Source organism: Paenibacillus sp. PCH8 (genome assembly GCF_002968835.1).
In the GTDB taxonomy this organism is placed as follows: Bacteria; Bacillota; Bacilli; order Paenibacillales; family Paenibacillaceae; genus Paenibacillus.
Genome location: NZ_PKQK01000001.1, coordinates 740385 through 757920, shown reverse-complemented (window position 1 = coordinate 757920; position 17536 = coordinate 740385). Strand labels below are relative to the sequence as shown.

At 48.9% G+C, this 17536-nt stretch carries 18 protein-coding genes; 14 read left to right on the top strand and 4 right to left on the bottom strand.

What is annotated here, in order from left to right:
* The first annotated feature begins 34 nt into the window (after positions 1-34).
* The 8 genes from C0Q44_RS03250 to C0Q44_RS30705 all read left to right on the top strand — a co-directional run bounded on the left by C0Q44_RS03250 (position 35) and on the right by C0Q44_RS30705 (position 7258).
* The gene (locus C0Q44_RS03250) at positions 35-1111 is read left to right on the top strand and encodes a histidine kinase dimerization/phospho-acceptor domain-containing protein (RefSeq protein WP_105406043.1); all 1077 of its coding nucleotides are present in this window, start codon (positions 35-37) and stop codon (positions 1109-1111) included.
* The gene (locus C0Q44_RS03245; protein ID WP_105406042.1) at positions 1069-1536 is read left to right on the top strand and encodes a sensor histidine kinase; all 468 of its coding nucleotides are present in this window, start codon (positions 1069-1071) and stop codon (positions 1534-1536) included. Before C0Q44_RS03250 ends, C0Q44_RS03245 begins: the two co-directional genes overlap by 43 nt.
* Before the next feature lie 79 nt (positions 1537-1615).
* Complete coding sequence (locus C0Q44_RS03240; RefSeq protein WP_105406041.1) at positions 1616-2530, top strand: ABC transporter ATP-binding protein; 915 nt, start codon at positions 1616-1618, stop codon at positions 2528-2530.
* A complete protein-coding gene (locus C0Q44_RS03235; protein WP_105406040.1) occupies positions 2527-3243 on the top strand; it encodes an ABC transporter permease in 717 nt (238 codons plus the stop codon). Before C0Q44_RS03240 ends, C0Q44_RS03235 begins: the two co-directional genes overlap by 4 nt.
* A gap of 1 nt (position 3244) precedes the next feature.
* Positions 3245-3979, top strand: a complete 735-nt coding sequence (locus C0Q44_RS03230) for an ABC transporter permease (RefSeq protein ID WP_105406039.1) — start codon at positions 3245-3247, stop codon at positions 3977-3979.
* A gap of 446 nt (positions 3980-4425) precedes the next feature.
* Positions 4426-5145 (top strand): PAS domain-containing protein, encoded by a 720-nt coding sequence (locus C0Q44_RS30710; protein ID WP_258166153.1) that lies wholly within the window; start codon positions 4426-4428, stop codon positions 5143-5145.
* A complete protein-coding gene (locus tag C0Q44_RS03225) occupies positions 5052-7133 on the top strand; it encodes a PAS domain S-box protein (protein ID WP_258166152.1) in 2082 nt (693 codons plus the stop codon). Before C0Q44_RS30710 ends, C0Q44_RS03225 begins: the two co-directional genes overlap by 94 nt.
* Before the next feature lie 2 nt (positions 7134-7135).
* Positions 7136-7258 (top strand): hypothetical protein, encoded by a 123-nt coding sequence (locus C0Q44_RS30705; protein ID WP_258166151.1) that lies wholly within the window; start codon positions 7136-7138, stop codon positions 7256-7258.
* A gap of 29 nt (positions 7259-7287) precedes the next feature.
* On the opposite strand, the gene C0Q44_RS03220 is transcribed toward C0Q44_RS30705, so the two are convergent.
* Complete coding sequence (locus C0Q44_RS03220) at positions 7288-8241, bottom strand: L-lactate dehydrogenase (RefSeq protein ID WP_105406038.1); 954 nt, start codon at positions 8239-8241, stop codon at positions 7288-7290.
* Positions 8242-8736: 495 nt separating this feature from the next.
* Between C0Q44_RS03220 and C0Q44_RS03215 the strand changes: the two genes are divergently transcribed.
* The 4 genes from C0Q44_RS03215 (at position 8737) to C0Q44_RS03195 (ending at position 12959) form a co-directional block, all read left to right on the top strand.
* The gene (locus C0Q44_RS03215; RefSeq protein WP_105406037.1) at positions 8737-9411 is read left to right on the top strand and encodes a hypothetical protein; all 675 of its coding nucleotides are present in this window, start codon (positions 8737-8739) and stop codon (positions 9409-9411) included.
* A 134-nt stretch (positions 9412-9545) separates the two neighbouring features.
* Positions 9546-10367 (top strand): serine/threonine protein kinase, encoded by an 822-nt coding sequence (locus C0Q44_RS03210; protein WP_105406036.1) that lies wholly within the window; start codon positions 9546-9548, stop codon positions 10365-10367.
* Positions 10368-11024: 657 nt separating this feature from the next.
* Positions 11025-11774, top strand: a complete 750-nt coding sequence (gene map, locus C0Q44_RS03200; RefSeq protein WP_105406034.1) for a type I methionyl aminopeptidase — start codon at positions 11025-11027, stop codon at positions 11772-11774.
* Positions 11775-11945: 171 nt separating this feature from the next.
* The gene (locus C0Q44_RS03195) at positions 11946-12959 is read left to right on the top strand and encodes an NADP-dependent oxidoreductase (protein ID WP_105406033.1); all 1014 of its coding nucleotides are present in this window, start codon (positions 11946-11948) and stop codon (positions 12957-12959) included.
* A 173-nt stretch (positions 12960-13132) separates the two neighbouring features.
* Here the strand turns inward: C0Q44_RS03195 and C0Q44_RS03190 are convergent, their stop codons facing one another.
* A complete protein-coding gene (locus tag C0Q44_RS03190; protein WP_181150838.1) occupies positions 13133-13618 on the bottom strand; it encodes a CcdC family protein in 486 nt (161 codons plus the stop codon).
* Between the two features lie 233 nt (positions 13619-13851).
* Between C0Q44_RS03190 and C0Q44_RS03185 the strand changes: the two genes are divergently transcribed.
* Positions 13852-14985, top strand: a complete 1134-nt coding sequence (locus C0Q44_RS03185) for a hypothetical protein (RefSeq protein WP_105406032.1) — start codon at positions 13852-13854, stop codon at positions 14983-14985.
* Between the two features lie 341 nt (positions 14986-15326).
* Here the strand turns inward: C0Q44_RS03185 and C0Q44_RS03180 are convergent, their stop codons facing one another.
* Both C0Q44_RS03180 and C0Q44_RS03175 read right to left on the bottom strand, forming a co-directional pair.
* Positions 15327-15899 carry a TetR/AcrR family transcriptional regulator gene (locus C0Q44_RS03180; RefSeq protein ID WP_105406031.1) on the bottom strand — a complete coding sequence of 191 codons (573 nt, stop codon included), beginning with the start codon at positions 15897-15899 and terminating at the stop codon, positions 15327-15329.
* Positions 15896-16627, bottom strand: coding sequence for an MBL fold metallo-hydrolase (locus C0Q44_RS03175; protein ID WP_181150837.1), 732 nt, complete (start codon positions 16625-16627; stop codon positions 15896-15898). Before C0Q44_RS03175 ends, C0Q44_RS03180 begins: the two co-directional genes overlap by 4 nt.
* A gap of 431 nt (positions 16628-17058) precedes the next feature.
* Between C0Q44_RS03175 and C0Q44_RS03170 the strand changes: the two genes are divergently transcribed.
* Complete coding sequence (locus tag C0Q44_RS03170; protein WP_105406029.1) at positions 17059-17523, top strand: Rrf2 family transcriptional regulator; 465 nt, start codon at positions 17059-17061, stop codon at positions 17521-17523.
* Positions 17524-17536: the final 13 nt, after the last annotated feature.

Here is a 17536-nt window from a genome sequence, read left to right as displayed (position 1 = left end):
AAGAGACCGAAAGAAGATGAAGGGAGAATGAATTATGGGGCAGAAGCAATCAGGGCAACGGAAACTTCGCTTTGGGCGTTCCTTGATGTCCAGGTATATCATACTAATCCTGGCAGCGGTATTATTTGTACCTGTCGTGCTTCCGATCATATCCGTAATCTATATTGTTGTGGTGAATAACACGAAGTCCAATCAGGCTGCACCTTATGGTGACGTTACCCGGATCAGTAATCTGTGGTCCAGTGAGGCAGAGAAACTGGCTGGAGCTTCGGATGAGAAGGTTAGTACGCAATTGAAACAGTTCCATGCCAGATATCCCAAATCATCCATGTATCATGTGAATGCGAGCGGTGAAACGGTCTTTATTCTTGGCGGAGAAGAAGTAGCGTTATCCAAGTCAGCATCATCGGATGGTACGACAGCCACGACATTGAAGCAGACACTGGATTCAGGGAAAATGGTAGAGACCCGAATTCCAGTAAGGTGGAATGCGAACAATACTGTACAGTTCATGAAAGAAGCTTCCTATCGTGATCCGCTGACGGTTGTTGCCTTTGTGGGTGGGGATGAAGCGGACAAGGGACAAGGTTTCATGGTTATGGAAGTGCCGCGATCGCTTCTGCAAAAGACACAAAATAACTGGCCGCTGGAACTTTTGTATCTTGGTATAGTCATGATCATCATCTTCCTGATCTTCATCATCATGTCGATTCTCTTCTTTGCACGTATTCGCAAGCGGCTTATTCGTTTGCAGACGGCAATGATAACGACAGGCAACGAAGGTATTCCGCTTCCGGTGGACATCCGCCGGTCGGATGAGATCGGTCAGCTGGAGGAATCCTTCAATCAGATGGTGTATCAACTGTCCGACAGCCGCGACCGTGAACGTGAAGAAGAACAGTTCCGCAAACGCCTCATTGCTGGACTCTCTCACGATCTTCGCACCCCGTTGACTGTCATTCGTGGACATATGCATGCACTGAACAAAGAAGCACTCAGTGAGCAAGGCGTCCGTTCATTACATCGCATGGAAGCGAAGATGGAGGATCTCGGGGGCTCATTGACAACATGTTATCCTATAATTTGCTTACGAGCGGGAAATATACACTGAAACAGGAAGAGAAAGACATGTTACGGATCGTCAGGGAAACAGCAGCATCCTGGTACCCCATCTGGGAGAAGGAGCAGTTCGAGATTGATATTGACCTGCCGGAGGATTCGCTGATCTGGCTGATGGATGAGCAGGGCATGCGTCGTGTTCTCGATAATCTGTTCCAGAATGTCATTCGCCATGCTGCGAGCGGGAAGTATATTGGCATATCGACCAGGGAAATTCAGGGTGAGACGGCCATCGTTATTCAAGATCGGGGTCCGGGGATGCAACAGGATGCGGACACGAAAGGAACAGGTCTCGGCTTATCCATTGTAGATCTGTTGATTCATGAGATGGGACTGCGCAAGCGGGTAGACAGTTCCGATGCGGGTGTCCGCACATATATCTACAGTGGTAAGGGAAGCAACAAACCGCTGAAATAGCTTTTTTTAAACTAAACTTAAACTGGAGACTACCTTGGCTTTAACCTGAGAAGGTTATGATCGTTCTGAGGTGATCACAGTGAGTGAGAATATTATTCAAACAGCGAATTTATGGAAAACATACAGGGACCGTGCAGCGGTCCGTGAACTTGATCTGCATATTAAAAAGGGAGATATCTATGGCTTCCTCGGTCCGAATGGTGCCGGCAAAACAACAACGATCCGCATGCTTCTCGGTTTAATCAAGCCCACCAAAGGCGTGATCCGCATATTCGATAAGGATATTCGGAAGGATCGCATGGATATTCTGCGTCGTGTAGGTTCTCTGGTTGAATATCCGTCCTATTACGGACATCTAAATGCAGTGGAGAATCTGGAAACACTGCGCCGAATTATTAATGTACCGAAATCGAGAATTGCTGAAGTGCTATCCGTAGTAGATCTGACGAAGGATGCCAAACGTTCGGTGAAGGGGTATTCCCTTGGCATGAAGCAGCGTCTGGGTATTGCCAGCGCTTTGCTGGGTGAACCGGAGTTGCTGATTCTGGACGAGCCGACGAATGGATTAGACCCAGCGGGTATTCAGGAGATTCGGGAATTGATCAAGCGCATGCCTTTGGAACATGGCATCACCGTTCTGGTTTCCAGCCACTTACTGAGTGAAGTCGAACAGATGGCAAGCCGTGTTGGTATTATCCGTGAAGGCAAGATGGTGCTTCAGGATACCATTGCGAGTCTGCACAGTCGGACAGGCAGCTCCATCCGGTTAACGGTTTCCGAGCCGGAAGAGGCCATGAAGCTGGCTAGAGAGCAGGGACAATTCGGTCAGCGGCAAGGTTCTGCGTTAACGTTCCCTTACATGGATAATAGCTCTGTTGCACTGCTCGTGCGCCGATTGATTGAGCAGGATCATGATGTGTATCGTGTGGAGGAACAGCGTCAATCTCTGGAAGATCTGTTCATGCGGGTCATCGGCGAGGGGGCATCCGTATGACGGGACGTGCTTTATCCTCAGACTGGCTCAAGATTCGGGGGAAGGGAATCTGGTTTCTCGTCTTCCTGGCCCCTCTGGGATTGGTAGCCATGCAGGCACTCAATTATGGATTGAGACTGGATTATCTGAAAGAGCAGTACGCGAGTGATCTATGGGGAAGCCTGCTGGGCAACGTCGTTGTTTTTGTACCGCTGGCGCTGATGCTGGGGGCAACCATTCTCTGCTCCATGATCGCGAATGTCGAGCATGAACAGGGAGCATGGAAGCAGCTATTGGCGATGCCGATTCCGAGGTCAGCTGTATATCTGGCGAAGTTCCTGCTGTCCTGTCTGCTACTTGTCATTTCCTGTCTGCTGCTAACTGTGGGGATTGTGGTCCTCGGTCTCGTACTCGGATTCAATGCCAGCGAGATACCTTGGACACATGCCATGAAGCTGGGTCTGCTGCCTCTGGCTGGGGCACTTCCAGTGTTGTCGCTGGAATTATGGCTTACGATGGTCAACAAGAATCAAGCACTGCCCGTCACGCTTGGCATTGTTCTCGCGATAACGGGTATGTTCGCACTCAGTATCTCACCGAGCTTTCCACTTGCATGGGCGCAGATGGCCTGGTTTGGACCCAATCCATACCTGTATGCAGGCATGGGGGCAGGTCTTGGACTCTTGATCCTGTTACTGGGTATGGTGCACTTTAGCCGGAAGGATGTGGCTTGATATGAACTTCACGTCAACGTATTTCCGTATCTTGTCCGCTGAACGGCTGAAAATGGCCAAATCTCCAGTCTGGCTCCTGATCCTCGTGAGTCCATTCATCGCACTGCTGATTGGGCTGTTGTCCACTCCTTCCGGGAATTGGCATGTCTTAATGTCGGCGATGGTCTCCCTGCATGGTATATTGTTACTGCCGATACTGACCGGAGTATTTACCTCCTTAATCTGCCGCTTTGAGCATGCAGGTGGAGGGTGGAAACAGATGCTGGTATTACCGCTTACACGTACAGGCGTGTATACAGGTAAACTGACCATCGTATTGTTACTCCTGACGGGAATGCAGTTTTTGTTGCTGGGGTGTATTCTACTCGCGGGAATGATTCATGGCATCACCGAGCCTGTACCTTGGGGGTTTCTGGCAAGTAAACTGTTGCTTGGGCTCTGTGCCTGTGTACCGCTGGCTGCCCTACAGATGTTTGTTTCACTGGTGTGGAGCAGCTTTGCTGCACCGCTGGCCTTAAATTTTGCACTGACCGTACCGAATATCCTCATCGTGAACTCGGCTACATTCGGTCCCTACTATCCTTGGGCTCAGCCGAGCATTCTAATGACACCCGTTCAAGGGGATGGTTTTGGAGCGTTCGACGTGCCGCTGAGTACGATGATGATCGTTGTGGGCGGAAGTGCGGTGCTTTTTATTCTGATTGGTATTCTCTATTTCAGGAACAAAGAAATATAAGTTAAACGAATGACACCATGATATGAAGAGTTAGACCCTACAAACAAAATCCTTCTCAAGCAAAACATGCAAAGCTCCATTGTATGTAAGCTTCAGGAGGATTTTCTCTAATGTCTGACCCAGCCATCGTGTATGGTGAGTTCCCGAATGATAATTCGTTTGGCGGTCTGGCTCCCATCATTCAGTGAGTCAATCCGTTGACATGATTCATCCGTTCTCTCCACAGTCGTACAATGAGAAACAATAGTTCAATTCCAATTATTTCATTACACATCATGTGAATTTAATTAGAGTTTGCAAGCGAACGTAGACTGGAATTTGGTAAAATAAAAAAAGCTGTTTCTAGGCGGGCTGACATGGTTATTCGAGTGTAAGCCTGTTTTGATCGGGAGTAATTCATTCCTAATGTTAGATGAAGATACTGGCTGAGAAAAGAGGGGTAAGCCTTGGATGTTAATAAAACGGAAACCCTAAAGCGCATTATTTTGGAGGGTAGTTCTTACCAATCGTTGTTTTTTAATCACCCGGATGCCATCTATGTCATGGACATTGAGGGGAACCATATGGATGCGAATCCCGCCTTTGAGCGACTATCCGGATATACCATTGAGGATCTTGTTGGATTAAGCCGGGATCGCATCAGCCCGCCTGAAAGTGAAAATTTGCGACGAAAGTTCATCGGAGAGGTACTGGCTGGACATTCAGTCAGTGAATCGATGGCCTTCTATCATAAAGATGGTTCGATTAAACATGCACAGGTTACCTATATACCCATTACATGTGGCGAAGAAGTCGTAGGAATCTACGGTATCGCCAAGGATGTCACCAATATCGTGGAAGTGGAGCGTGAGCTTCAGGAGGCACAGGAGAAATATCAGGTGTTGGCCGAGCCTGCGCAGGATCTGATTACAACTTGTACCACCGATGGTGAGTTGTTATACGTCTCACCTTCCGTGTACACCTTGCTGGGTTATAAGCCAGAGGAAGTTACAGGAAAGTCCTTCAAGGATTATTGCTTCCCGGGGACTATCCCGACCCTTTGGAAGTTTCCAAGATGGGTAATGGTTGCACGATGCGAGTTTTACACAAAAAAGGACACTACATCTGGATGGAGACATTGGCGAAGCCTGTGGCTGGAGAGCAAGGCAAAAGCACTCAGATTGTAAGCATTAGCAGGGATATTACCCAGCATAAAGATGCGGACAGACGTCTCAGGGAAAGTCGTCAGCGATACAGATCGCTGTTTGAACATAACCCTGCAGCTGTGTATTCGTTGGATCTGCAAGGCAGATATAGTGCAGTAAACAGCAATTTGATGCAAATGTTGGATGTTCCGCGTAATCAGCTTATTGGCAAATCCTTTTTATCCAATTTGGATACATGTGAGGTTCAACGCGGCGAAACCAACTTTGAACGGGTGAAGCAAGGCGAACCGCAATACTATGAGACCCGAATCGTCAATTCAAGTGGCCGCAAGATCGATGTATCGGTTACGAATGTGCCCATTATTGTGGATAAAGAAGTAGTCGGTGTCTATGGAATCGTGTCCGATATTACCGAACGCAAGGAATATACGGAACGCATTCAAGAACTGAGCAAGCAACATGAGCTGATCCTTAACACCGTTACGGAAGGGATATTCGGTTTGGATGCGGATGGGATCACCATGTTTATGAATCCTGCAGCAGCTTCGATGTTCGGTGATGAGGCGAAAGAGTTCGTTGGCAGAAACTCTCATACCATTATCCATCACTCCCGCGCAAACGGAAGTTATTTCCCAAAAGAAGAGTGTCCGATTCATATGACCGTTATGGATGGAGAGAGACGTTCCATCAAGGAAGATGTATTCTGGCGTAAAGACGGAAGCAGCTTTCTGGTGCAATATCAGGTGACGCCCATTATCGAACAGGGACAGATTCAAGGCGCGGTGGTCGTGTTCAATGACGTGACCGGCGAACGTGAAATTGTATGGGCCAAAGAGACCGCTGAATTGGCAGCACAGGCCAAGTCAGAGTTCCTGTCGATGGTCAGCCATGAGATTCGCACGCCGATGAATGGCATCTTGGGAATGACAGAATTGTTGATCGGTACGGATCTATCCGAAGAACAGCGCGAATATGCCGAGATTATTCAGGACAGCGGGGATGCTCTGTTGAACATCCTAAATGACATTTTGGATTTCAGTAAGCTGGAATCCGGGAAAATGGCACTTGCTTATGAACCATTTGCATTACGCAAGATGCTGGAACAGGTTGCAGAACTGTTTGAACCGCGTGCAGATGAGAAACATCTGGAGATCAGGTATCGTCTCAATCCAAGCATCCCTGAGTTCATGGTGGGTGACTCCATGCGGATCCGGCAGATTCTGGTTAACCTCGTGGGTAATGCGCTCAAGTTCACCGAACAAGGAAGTATTGAAGTGAACGTGGATATCATCAAGGGCAGGAAGCCTGAAGACAGTGTGCTTGATTTTGCCGTGCAAGATACGGGAATCGGTATCCCGGCTGACAAGCTGGATCAGTTGTTCCAGTCCTTCTCACAGCTGCATCCGGTGATTAACCGCAAGTATGGAGGCACAGGCCTCGGACTGGTGATCTCCAAGCGACTCGTGGAGATTATGGGAGGCAGTATTAGTGTCGAGAGTGTGGAAGGAGAAGGTTCGACCTTCCGGTTCGCTGTTCCTGCGACGAGTGTAGATGCTTCTGCAGAACAGACAGCAAGTCAGTTCCATCATGATCGTACACGCCAAAGCGACAAGGTCGCTATGCGCATTCTGGTCGCTGAGGATCACCCGGTAAACCGGAAGATTCTGCGAGAGTATCTGGAGAAGCTCGGATACCAGGCGGATGTGTGTACCAATGGTGTGGAGGCTATTGATGCCATCTCTCAGAATACATATGATATTGTCCTGATGGACATTCATATGCCTGTGATGGATGGACTGAAGGCAACGGACCTTTTACACCGACTAATTCCACAGGATCGCATACCTCCCATCATTGCCGTGACAGGCAATGCCAAGCGTGAGGACAAGGAAGCTTGTCTGGAGATTGGTATGCGTGACTTTATTAGCAAACCGGTCATGCTGAGTGAGTTGAAGCGGGTGTTACAGCAGTGGGGACCAACGGACGAACCTCGGCTTGCGCCTAATTGAACATGAACTTGGATACGAACTGCAAGATAAGAGAAGGACTGCAAGAAGATGAACCTGAATACGCCAATAACACTCATCTCTATGAGGTTATTGGCGTATTTGGGCTGACAGGGCGAAGCAGCTGAAGCTTATATATGATCTGAACATATATGATTTATGCCAGTGTCAGACGATTGATATTTCCCGATAATACTGCACAGGAACGCTCAAACTTCTCGCGTTCAGAGGCATCCAGATTCAATTCGATAACCTCCTGAACGCCATCCCCACCGATGATGGCGGGAACACCGACACAGACGTTGCTCTGTCCGTATTCACCATCGAGAATAGCGGATACGGCGATGATCTTGTGTTCATCATTCAGGATGGAACGGGTAATGTGCGCTAGGGCATTGCCGATTCCGAACTGGGTAGAGCCTTTACGGGTGAAGATCTCCCAACCGGCATCTTTCGTTTTGCGTGCAATATCGTCCAAATCCAGATGTTTGAAACGCTCCTTGTGCTGATCCATAATGTGCATAATCGGTTTGCCACCGATGGTAACATGCGACCAGGCCACGAACTGGGATTCGCCATGCTCCCCGAGAGCATAGCCATGCACACTGCGTGGATCAATGGAGAAGACTTCAGACAGCAGCGTTTTGAGACGTGAAGAGTCAATGGAAGTTCCTGTACCGATGACGCGTTCGCGCGGAAGGCCAGATAATTTCCATACCATATAAGTTACTATGTCAACCGGGTTGGCGGCGACGACAAAAATCCCCTGAAATCCGCTATTCATGATAGGAACCACGATGTCTTTGGCAATCGACTCTGCTTCCTCCAGAATATCCAGCCGTGTCTGTCCTGGTTTGGGATTCGCCCCGGCAGTTAAGATAATCACATCCATGTTGCCACAATCGGCATATGTGCCTGCATACACTTTGGTACGGTTATGTGTGAAGTCCATGCAATGGGAGAAATCCAGTGCCTGTGCGACAGCGCGGTCATACGTCCGATCCACCATCATAATTTCCCTGCATATGGATTGATTAATCATGGAATACGCACAACTTGAACCGACAAGACCCGCCCCGATCACCGCTACTTTACCTGATTTGCCTAACACTGCCGTTCAGCCCCCATTTATATTTGATTTATCCATTTTACGAGTCCTATGTTAAGTATAGTCCTTTATTATATGCTGAAATGTACTTCTACGTTACATAAGATAACACATGGAAAAGCTATGCAGCAATGATATCCTCTGTCGCGGGAGCGTATTGGAGCAACGGAGTTAACAATATTGACATGAATATGGTGTCATCCACACATTTGACGGCATTTGCACCTTTATATTTCGACATGACAGCATTAGTGCTTGATGTCGGATCAAGGGTGATTTGTGCGAATAACGTAGCTGACAAAAGTTCTTAGGAATCCACAGAAACAGAACTAAAACGCCAAAGGGATCAGCCGAGAAGCTGACGAATACATACGAACAAGCAAATGATGAGCACACTTGATCCATGAGACAGGTTGACCCGATCCGATGACGGTTCCAGAAAGGAACGCTGAAGCCATGATGTTGTAAGCAAAAAGACTTCATTCCGGGAGGGAATTAATGATGATTGAAGAAGCAGGAGCAACGACGGAAACGGCCAAGAGCCTGGGCATAGGTGCCAGTACTCTTCGTAAATATGCGGCGGCACTGGAAGAGCAGGGATACCGGTTCGAACGTTCCGCCAACAAGTCCAGACTGTTCAAATCAGACGATATTGAGTGCATTGAACGCTTGATGACCGAACTTAGAGAGCATAATCTGCCGCTGGCCGATGCTGTGGTTACTGTATTAGCTCCGGATTTACTCGTGGTAGATGAGCTTATGGTGAGAATTGAAGGATTCTCAGAACCGGAATGTGCAGCAACAGTTATGCCAGCGGTATACCCGGAGGGATATGAACCATCGGGTAACCTGAGATCCTATGAGGGTCTGGGGCAACTGGTGAGTGAGGTGACTTATGGTGCTGTGGAACAACAACAGGACGATCGGGTACAACTGCTGCAACAGCGGGTCGATGAACTGGAGCTGACACTGCGACACCTGGCCGAGACTCATATGGCGCTTGAGGAACAGATGGAGAAACAGCGTCTGTGGATGAATGAGAAGCTGGAAGAGGAGCGGGACCGTGAACTTGTGACCAATCTGCGCAGCTTCCAGGGCAGGAAACGCAAACCGAAGGGAACGGCGCTGCGCATGTTATTCGGGCTGCTGCCCAAGAAGCACAAGGAAGCCTGAGCTACAGGCCGGAACTCATCGTGATTTTGCAGCATTAGCCTGATATAATGACTTCATACAACATGAAGACTGGCAACGGGTTACTCAGTGATACATGCTGGGAATGAGATCGGGAAGCTGGCGTGGGAGGATCTGTGGAGCTGCGACGAAGTTGGCAACGATGGCTTGGACTATGGACGGATCGTCCTCAGCGGGAGGGGACGACCATTGGGGAGCGATACACAATACAAGAATTGCTGGGTATGGGAAGCTATGGACTAACATACCTTTGTATAGACGATCAGACTGGCAAGGAAGTGGCGTTGAAGGAGTCCAAGCCCAGCAAGGGGAGACTCTCTGCGCGCCTGTTGGATCGGGAAGCCGACGTTATGAAACGTCTGCATCATCCGGCGATTCCGGATCTGTTAGACGTGTTCACATCCGGGAGACGGAATTATATTGTAACCGAGTATATTCGCGGTCAGACGCTGGAAGACTGCATATTTGAGCAGGGTCTTCGATATACGGAGCGAGAATGTCTGGAACTTGCTGGTCAACTGCTGGCACCTGTGGCTCATGTGCATGAGCAGGGGTATATTCATGGAGATATACGGATTCCGAATGTGATATTACGTGAGGGAACGGTGCATCTGATTGATTTTGGCCTGGCGAGACGCTTGGGGGAGCCGTTGTTGCCGGAGCTGAAACGCCGAATGCGAGAAGTACCTGAGCCAGAAGATGAACCGGCTATACCTGATCAGGATTTGCAGGACATGGGTCACTTTCTACTCTTTATGCTGTATTCGGCTTATGAGCCAGAGAAGGGCCGCGAACCAGCCAGTTGGCAGGAGGAACTTCAACTTATGCCGGAACTGCACCAGATGCTGGAGCGACTGCTTGGACTTCGTCCACGCTATGAGGGAGGCGCAAGGCAGTTACAGGCTGAAATGGACCGTGTACTGCTAATCATGGAATAAATACATGCTATACGGGCTCGATAATGGAGCACGTAGATAGATCATTATTACTATCCAATGACCTCTTGGGGGATGTATACAGGGGTCTTTTTCCTATCTAATACTAAAGAAACAACAAAGGGGTGTTCTGCTGGCCGTGTGTACGGCTGAAGAACACCCCTTTGTTACGTAATCATTAATTGTAGCGTCCTATGAACGTGTACGATCATTACTGCCTTAAAAGCAGTAGTGACAGCAGCTTAGCTGGAGCTGTATTTTCTGCTTTTGTAATAACCGGAGCCACTGCGGCTATCTCTGTATTTCACATCCGAAGAGGAATGACGTCGATAGGAACGCTTGCCCGAGGAACTGCTGTGGCGTTTATACGAGCGCCTGTCTGAGGAGCTTTGACGTTTGCGGTGAGATGAAGATTTCGAATCGAGAAGTTTGCCAATTATCTTTTTGAACATGAGCTTTCACCCTTTCGAATTCAATGGTTTTAAGCATATACGTGGTCTGATATAGAGGGGTTTCGAGTTTTTTGAGGAAAAGTATATTCATTGGACAGGCGCTTGGCGTATAATAGGATGTTGATGTTTACACGGAATTTTTTATTTGGAGCGTTTCGCGTTACAATAGAGGACAGGATCAGATCTTAACGGACAAGGAGTAGTTGTCATGATTACGTTGAAAACCAAAGAACAGATTGAATATATGAACAAAGCCGGGGAAATTCTCGCCGCTTGCCATAAAGAAATTGCGAAAATGATTCGTCCAGGCATCACGACACAGGAGATCGACCAGTTTGCAGAAGCTTTTATGAAGAAAAATGGCGCTACGCCGGAACAAAAGGGGTACAACGGCTACCAATATGCGACATGTGCGTCGGTTAATGATGTGATCTGTCACGGGTTCCCGGGGAAATATGCACTCCAGGACGGTGATATCGTTACAATCGACATGGTGGTTAATCTGAATGGTTGGTTGGCCGATTCAGCCTGGTCTTATGCCGTAGGTGAAGTGACACCGGAAGCACAACGTCTGCTGGATGTAACCAAAACCTCCCTGTACAAAGGCATTGAACTTGCCGTAATTGGCAACCGGATCGGTGATATCTCCCATGCCATTCAAGTGTATGCAGAAGGCGAAGGCCTGTCCGTCGTGCGTGAGTTTATTGGACACGGCATTGGTGAGAAAATGCATGAGGAACCACAAGTCCCTCACTATGGTCCACCACATCGGGGTCCACGTCTGAAGGAAGGCATGGTTATTACAATTGAACCGATGCTGAACATTGGTACGTATCGCAGCAAGCTGGATTCAGATGGATGGACTGCGCGTACGCAGGATGGAAGTCTGTCTGCCCAGTATGAACATACCATTGCCATCACAGCGGATGGCCCTGTGATTTTGACGGCTCAATCCTAGCCAAGAGCGGCTACAATGTGACGATATTTGCATATTTAAAGGCGGCCCACGTTTGTGATCCGCCTGTTTCGGTTTAAACTAATAAGAAGTGATAACACAGAGCCAGTGGGAAGTGATCTTAGCTGACAAGGGTTAACCTTGCGTCCACTTGGCAACAAGGAGGTAATTTTGGTGTCTGTAAATAAACAGATCGTACTTGCGTCTCGTCCCGAAGGTGCCCCAACCAGAGAGAATTTCAGATTCGTTGATGCACCGCTCCCGGAACCGGAAGCTGGGCAAGTCCTGGTACGTACATTATATTTGTCGGTAGATCCATACATGCGAGGTCGCATGAAAGATACGAAATCCTATGCTGCCCCTTATGCGTTGAACGAAGTGATCAAGGGTGGAACGATAGGGCAGGTTGTGGAATCTTCGGAACCCAATCTGCGCAAAGGAGATCTCGTATCTGGTATGTGGGGCTGGCAGCAATATGCAGCGGTAAACACGACCGATCTTTCTCTGGTTGATACGGAGGAGGCACCCATTACGGCTTATCTGGGTGCGTTAGGCTTGACGGGTTTGACGGCTTATTTTGGTATGGAAGATATCGGTAAACCCAAAGATGGCGAAACGGTGGTTGTGTCGGGAGCAGCCGGTGCGGTCGGCATGATTGCAGGTCAGATTGGCAAAATTGTGGGGGCACGCGTGGTCGGCATTGCAGGCTCTGATGATAAATGCGCTTATCTGAAAGAAAAACTGGGCTTCGATGTAGTGTTGAACTATAAGAAGGAACAGGATATGTCAGCTGCCATTGAACGGGCCTGCCCGGATGGCGTCGACGTTTATTTCGACAATGTGGGCGGTGACATCTCGGATGCCGTCTTGCGACATATTAATCGGAATGCGCGTATTCCATTATGCGGTCAGATCTCGTCCTATAATCTGGAGAAGCCGGATATCGGAATGCGTCCACAGACGCTGCTTTTAACAAACACAGCATTGATGAAAGGATTTCTGCTGGGCGACTACACGAAATCCTTCAAGGAAGGCCGCGCCAAATTGGCAAAATGGATTAAGGAAGGTCATATCCAATATGAAGAGAACATTGTGGACGGATTTGAACAGACTCCAGAAGCATTTATGGGCCTCTTCTCTGGCGATAATCTGGGCAAGCAGCTGGTGAAGGTTGCAGATCCTGAATAGATATTGAATAGTTAAAGGATAGGGTATTCGCATCGCATAATAAAATACTCACCAGATAGAATGATTCACAAGCAAGGATATTCACCAGACAGAACATAAACCCCAAAAAAGACACGTTCTGTACACCGATGGTGTGACAGAGCGTGTCTTTTGGTGTGTAAATGGGGATACAGCTAGTTTTCAGCAACCAGCACCTCTTTGTAATGTTTGTACATATATACACGCCAGCGTACAATCATGCCGAAAGCGAGCAGGAAAAATAATCCGCCTGTCTGCGGAATACTTACATATCGCTGGATGACTTCATGCAGAATAAGACGTACAGCCAGCAATCCGAGCAAAATGAACGCAAAACTGCGGGAACGCGTGGCGAAGATCTCTTCACCTACTCGTTCAAACTTGGTACTGCGAATAAGGGGATACGAGAAAAGGAACCATCCCACCAGAAACGCAATGAATGCCCAGAGTAGAGGAACATGAGTCTCCGGTACAACAAACATGAAAAAGCCTGTACTCATGCCGAGTGGCGGAATAAGGATTTTGCGAATGGTCACCGGCCTGTGACTGGCTTTCATACGGATAAAAATAGCAAGCAGGGCCATGACAAGCATGCCAACGGTTGCCCCGATTTGCAGGTAGTACGGACTGATGTTAGGCACGTAGAACTCCCTCTTTCTGGAATAATATGTAATCCTTAAATTCGGAACTTAATATGATTAGCCGGATTTTTCAGTTCCTATTATATCACAAACGCAGAAAGCCGATAGAAAGCTTAGTGTATCATATACCGGATATGTATTCACAGGCTGTATTTGAAAAATTTGTATTATTGTGCCCGTTGTGAGGCCGTTTATTCGATTAAGGGGAAATCACGCAAAGGGGAAAGTGTTTAATGAAAAACAATCACAGGCCAGCCACACTATGGACACTGGCTAGTTTAACAATGGTATCCGTGGTACTGGTTGTTCCGTGGATCATGTGGCAATCACAGGCTCCGGTCCCGCTTAACATCATGATTATCGATAAGAGCAGACCGGATCTGTCCTATCAGGGACACAAGGGATTGGTATGGCTTCTGAATCAACAGAAGATTGTGCAGCACACAGGGGAACACTACTCGTATGAAGAGGATTATTATGGCTTTGATATTCTTGAAGGGGTTCCCCGGGTGAAGCGATTGTTGCCCGATGAGGTGACGGACACGGACCTGATCTATCTGACGGCGAATCGAAGCAGTCTGTCTGAAATCAAGGATGAGCGGAGACAAGACGGAATATATGAAGGAATAACGACATATGATGTGCAGAAAATTCGCGAAGCTGCTTATAAAGGTGTAACGATTGTCGCTGAATACAGCGCGTTGGCAAATACCGCCTCTCCAATGACAAGGGAGCAGTTGTACCCCATTTTGGGAGTGAACAGCAGTGGATGGCAAGGAAAATCGGTATCCGACCTGCAAAGTCTGAAAGAAGTACCCCGTTGGATTCGGGCGAACTATGAGCAACGGGAGAAGAAGGCGTGGTCTTATCACGGAGCGGGCATTCTGCTGGTCCAAGTGGATGGACAGGTCATGGTGCTGGAAAAGGGTACAGATGTAAAGACAGAGAATGTGCAGCTTGAATTCACACAGCAAGGCAGGGATTGGAGCGGCATAAGCCAGGATATTTATTATAATGGCTGGTTCGATATCATCGTGCCGGAACCTAAGAGTTCCACTACACTAGCCTGGTGTAAAACGGATCTGACAGAGACGGGTCAGCAGAAGTTGGTGAACGCAGGGATACCCAGCGAATTCGCTGCACTTGTAAGGTACGACGACGATAATCAATCATATTATATGGCAGGATCATTCGGGGAGATGAAGCAGTATTCCTTCTGGCGCCGAATTCAGGGATGGGACATCGTTCGGGCCAAGCTTACACCGAATCAGAAAGATATTCCTGACATGTTCTATTGGAAAGTATATGTACCGGTGATGAAACATATTTTGCAGGAAGTACAGGAAGGACGGCAGCAATGGCCCTAGAAGAAAGGGCATAGCAGAAACGTCCCACTAGAGAGCGGAACGGCGATGTACATAGTAGAGAGCTAAATAGCGGCAAGGGGCACACAGTGGGCTGGGACATAGGTGTGGAACGATCGTAAAGGATCGTAACGTGACCAGAAGGAATCGTATCGAGTTCGTGTCGGGAAGTGCTTCAATACCGGTAATCCGATCTATAGCAGAATTGATATCGATTCTCCGAGTCGAACATAACCCGGTATATCCCGGTTAAGATGAAGAAGAGACCGACTGTCGTGACAATTATATGTGAAAAGGACTGCCGAGGCTCTGCAGTCCTTTTTCGATGACGCCATACGATGTTACTATTCTTCCTGAAGGTGCCGAAGTCCGTGCAGGAATGCGGATACGGTCAGATGCAGACTTTCGTCTGGATCAAAATCCATACCGAAGCCGCCTTGCGCACCCATGGAGGCAAAGCCATGGCACAGGCTACGTAAGCCGCGAACGGCATGCAGCGTTTCCGCTTCACTTAACGGATAGGGCTGGAACAGACGGAGCAGCAGATCCAGCGCATCCGTAGTGGCGACGACAAGCTCGGGTTCTGAGCGATCGGGGGCATAAAAGTAGGCTTCGTACAGTCCGGGATGCTCACGGACGAAGCCTATATATGCCGCAGCGACGGCCTGAATGGCATCGTCGCCAGCGACGCCAGCTGCCGCCGAGGTTAATGCGCGGCTAAGCTGTTGTGCGGACATCAGCGCGAGTTCCTGGCGAAGCCCGGGAAGCCCGCTGATGTGGTTGTAGAGCGACGGCGAGCGCACGTCCAGCCGCTGGGCCAGAGCGGCCAGGGTCAGCGCCTGGAAGCCGTCGCTGTCAGCGATCTGGACCGCAGCGCTAAGCAGAGCGCCGCGATCCAGCCCTTGCCGGGGGCTCACAGTTGCCCCCCGGCAAGGCCCAGCCGCTGCTGTGCATCGGCGACTGCCGCGCGCATGGCGGCCGCGGGCTGGCGCAGCAACCGTCCGTGGCCTACAGCCAGCACGGACGGTTCCAGCTCCGCCAGGCGCTTCGCGCTGGCCAGAGCCGCTTCGCGGTTCCACGTCGCTAGCGCGGGGAACGGGAAGAGCGGGCGCAAGCGGCCGGATACGGCAAGGCCGCCGTGCAGCTGGTACGCGTCGCCAGCGATAAGCACGCGGCTGCGCGTATCCATGAAGGCCATATGCCCCGGCGTATGGCCTGGTGAGGCGATGGCGATCAGTGAACCAATCTGATCACCGTCATCCAGCAAGTGGTCTGGCTGGGTGCGCACCGCTTGGGTTTTGGGCACGCCGCCGCGTACCGGGGTCTGTGGCTCACCTGGAAGCAGTGAGGTATCTCCCGCCAATAGCCGGGAATCCCGTCTGGAGATGAAGAACTCCGCTTGGGGCAGCGCCTCTTTGAGACGATCCAGTGCACCAATATGATCGCTATGAGCATGAGTCAGAATAATTTTGGTGATCGGTTTGCCAAGGGATTGAGCAGTGGCCAGAATTCCTTTGAGACTGAATGGCATTCCAGCATCAATCAGGGTGAAGCCTTCTTCCTCTTCAACAAGGTATACGTTCACAGGGAAGAGTCTCGGAAGGAACGTGACTTGAACAACATCGAATTCTCGTGTAATTCGCATGATAAATCCTCCTATAAACTAATGATATTAGTATAATAACTAACTACATTAGTTTTGGCAATAGCGAGTTATAATCCAGCTCGAAAAAAAATAATTTTAAATAATGATACACTTTACAAAAAAAGCGTTTTCAAAATGAAGATTACCGATTATAATAATCACGTAAGCCCTTTCATATGTCTATCTTATTGGAGCCCTTCGCTACGCGAAAGGCTCACTTTTTTGTTCTTTTTGGATTGAAATACAGATGGGATGTATATCTTGGCTTGATTCCCGTTGGGGGCTGTATGTATTGGTATAACAGGAAAAAATCACGTTTGGTCTCCAGCTTGGGTGAAAGTTGACAAACATAACTGTTATTCATATAATGACAGTTATACTTACCTTGGGTTGAAGTTCATCGGTGTTGTATGCCGGGAAGGGAGTAAGTTATGAACAGCGAATTTACCATAGCGGTGCATTGTCTTGTTTTTTTGTCGATGAGAGATGAGTGTATGGCCAATAGTGAAGACTTGTCCCAAAGTGTGGGTACGCACCCGGCCAGAGTCCGCAAGGTACTTAGTGTTCTGCGCAAACATGGCTACCTGACGACCAAGGAAGGTGCTCATGGTGGATACTTGCTTAGCCGTCCAAGTGAAGAGATCAAGCTTGGAGAACTGTACAGACTCGTAGCTGGTGGTTCACTGGGTCCGAACTGGTGTTCAGGGGAATCCGGATCATCGTGTGTTGTATCTTCCAATATGCAGGATGTGATGGGGAGTATCTACGACGGAGGCGAAGAGGCGCTGAGTGTTTATTTCGATCAAATATCCATCCAGGATGTGAAGCAGCGTATAGGTCATGGGGAGGTACATCCTCTGTCGCTTAATGGATTGCCTGCTAAGGAGAAGTCCTGACGGATTTTACGCA

Coding starts and splice junctions, on each gene's coding strand:
- C0Q44_RS03250 (WP_105406043.1), top strand. CDS start 35: ATGGGGCAGAAGCAATCAGGGCAACGGAAACTTCGCTTTGGGCGTTCC.
- C0Q44_RS03245 (WP_105406042.1), top strand. CDS start 1,069: ATGTTATCCTATAATTTGCTTACGAGCGGGAAATATACACTGAAACAG.
- C0Q44_RS03235 (WP_105406040.1), top strand. CDS start 2,527: ATGACGGGACGTGCTTTATCCTCAGACTGGCTCAAGATTCGGGGGAAG.
- C0Q44_RS03230 (WP_105406039.1), top strand. CDS start 3,245: ATGAACTTCACGTCAACGTATTTCCGTATCTTGTCCGCTGAACGGCTG.
- C0Q44_RS03225 (WP_258166152.1), top strand. CDS start 5,052: ATGCGAGTTTTACACAAAAAAGGACACTACATCTGGATGGAGACATTG.
- C0Q44_RS30705 (WP_258166151.1), top strand. CDS start 7,136: ATGAACTTGGATACGAACTGCAAGATAAGAGAAGGACTGCAAGAAGAT.
- C0Q44_RS03215 (WP_105406037.1), top strand. CDS start 8,737: ATGATGATTGAAGAAGCAGGAGCAACGACGGAAACGGCCAAGAGCCTG.
- map (WP_105406034.1), top strand. CDS start 11,025: ATGATTACGTTGAAAACCAAAGAACAGATTGAATATATGAACAAAGCC.
- C0Q44_RS03185 (WP_105406032.1), top strand. CDS start 13,852: ATGAAAAACAATCACAGGCCAGCCACACTATGGACACTGGCTAGTTTA.
- C0Q44_RS03175 (WP_181150837.1), bottom strand. CDS start 16,627: ATGCGAATTACACGAGAATTCGATGTTGTTCAAGTCACGTTCCTTCCG.
- C0Q44_RS03170 (WP_105406029.1), top strand. CDS start 17,059: ATGAACAGCGAATTTACCATAGCGGTGCATTGTCTTGTTTTTTTGTCG.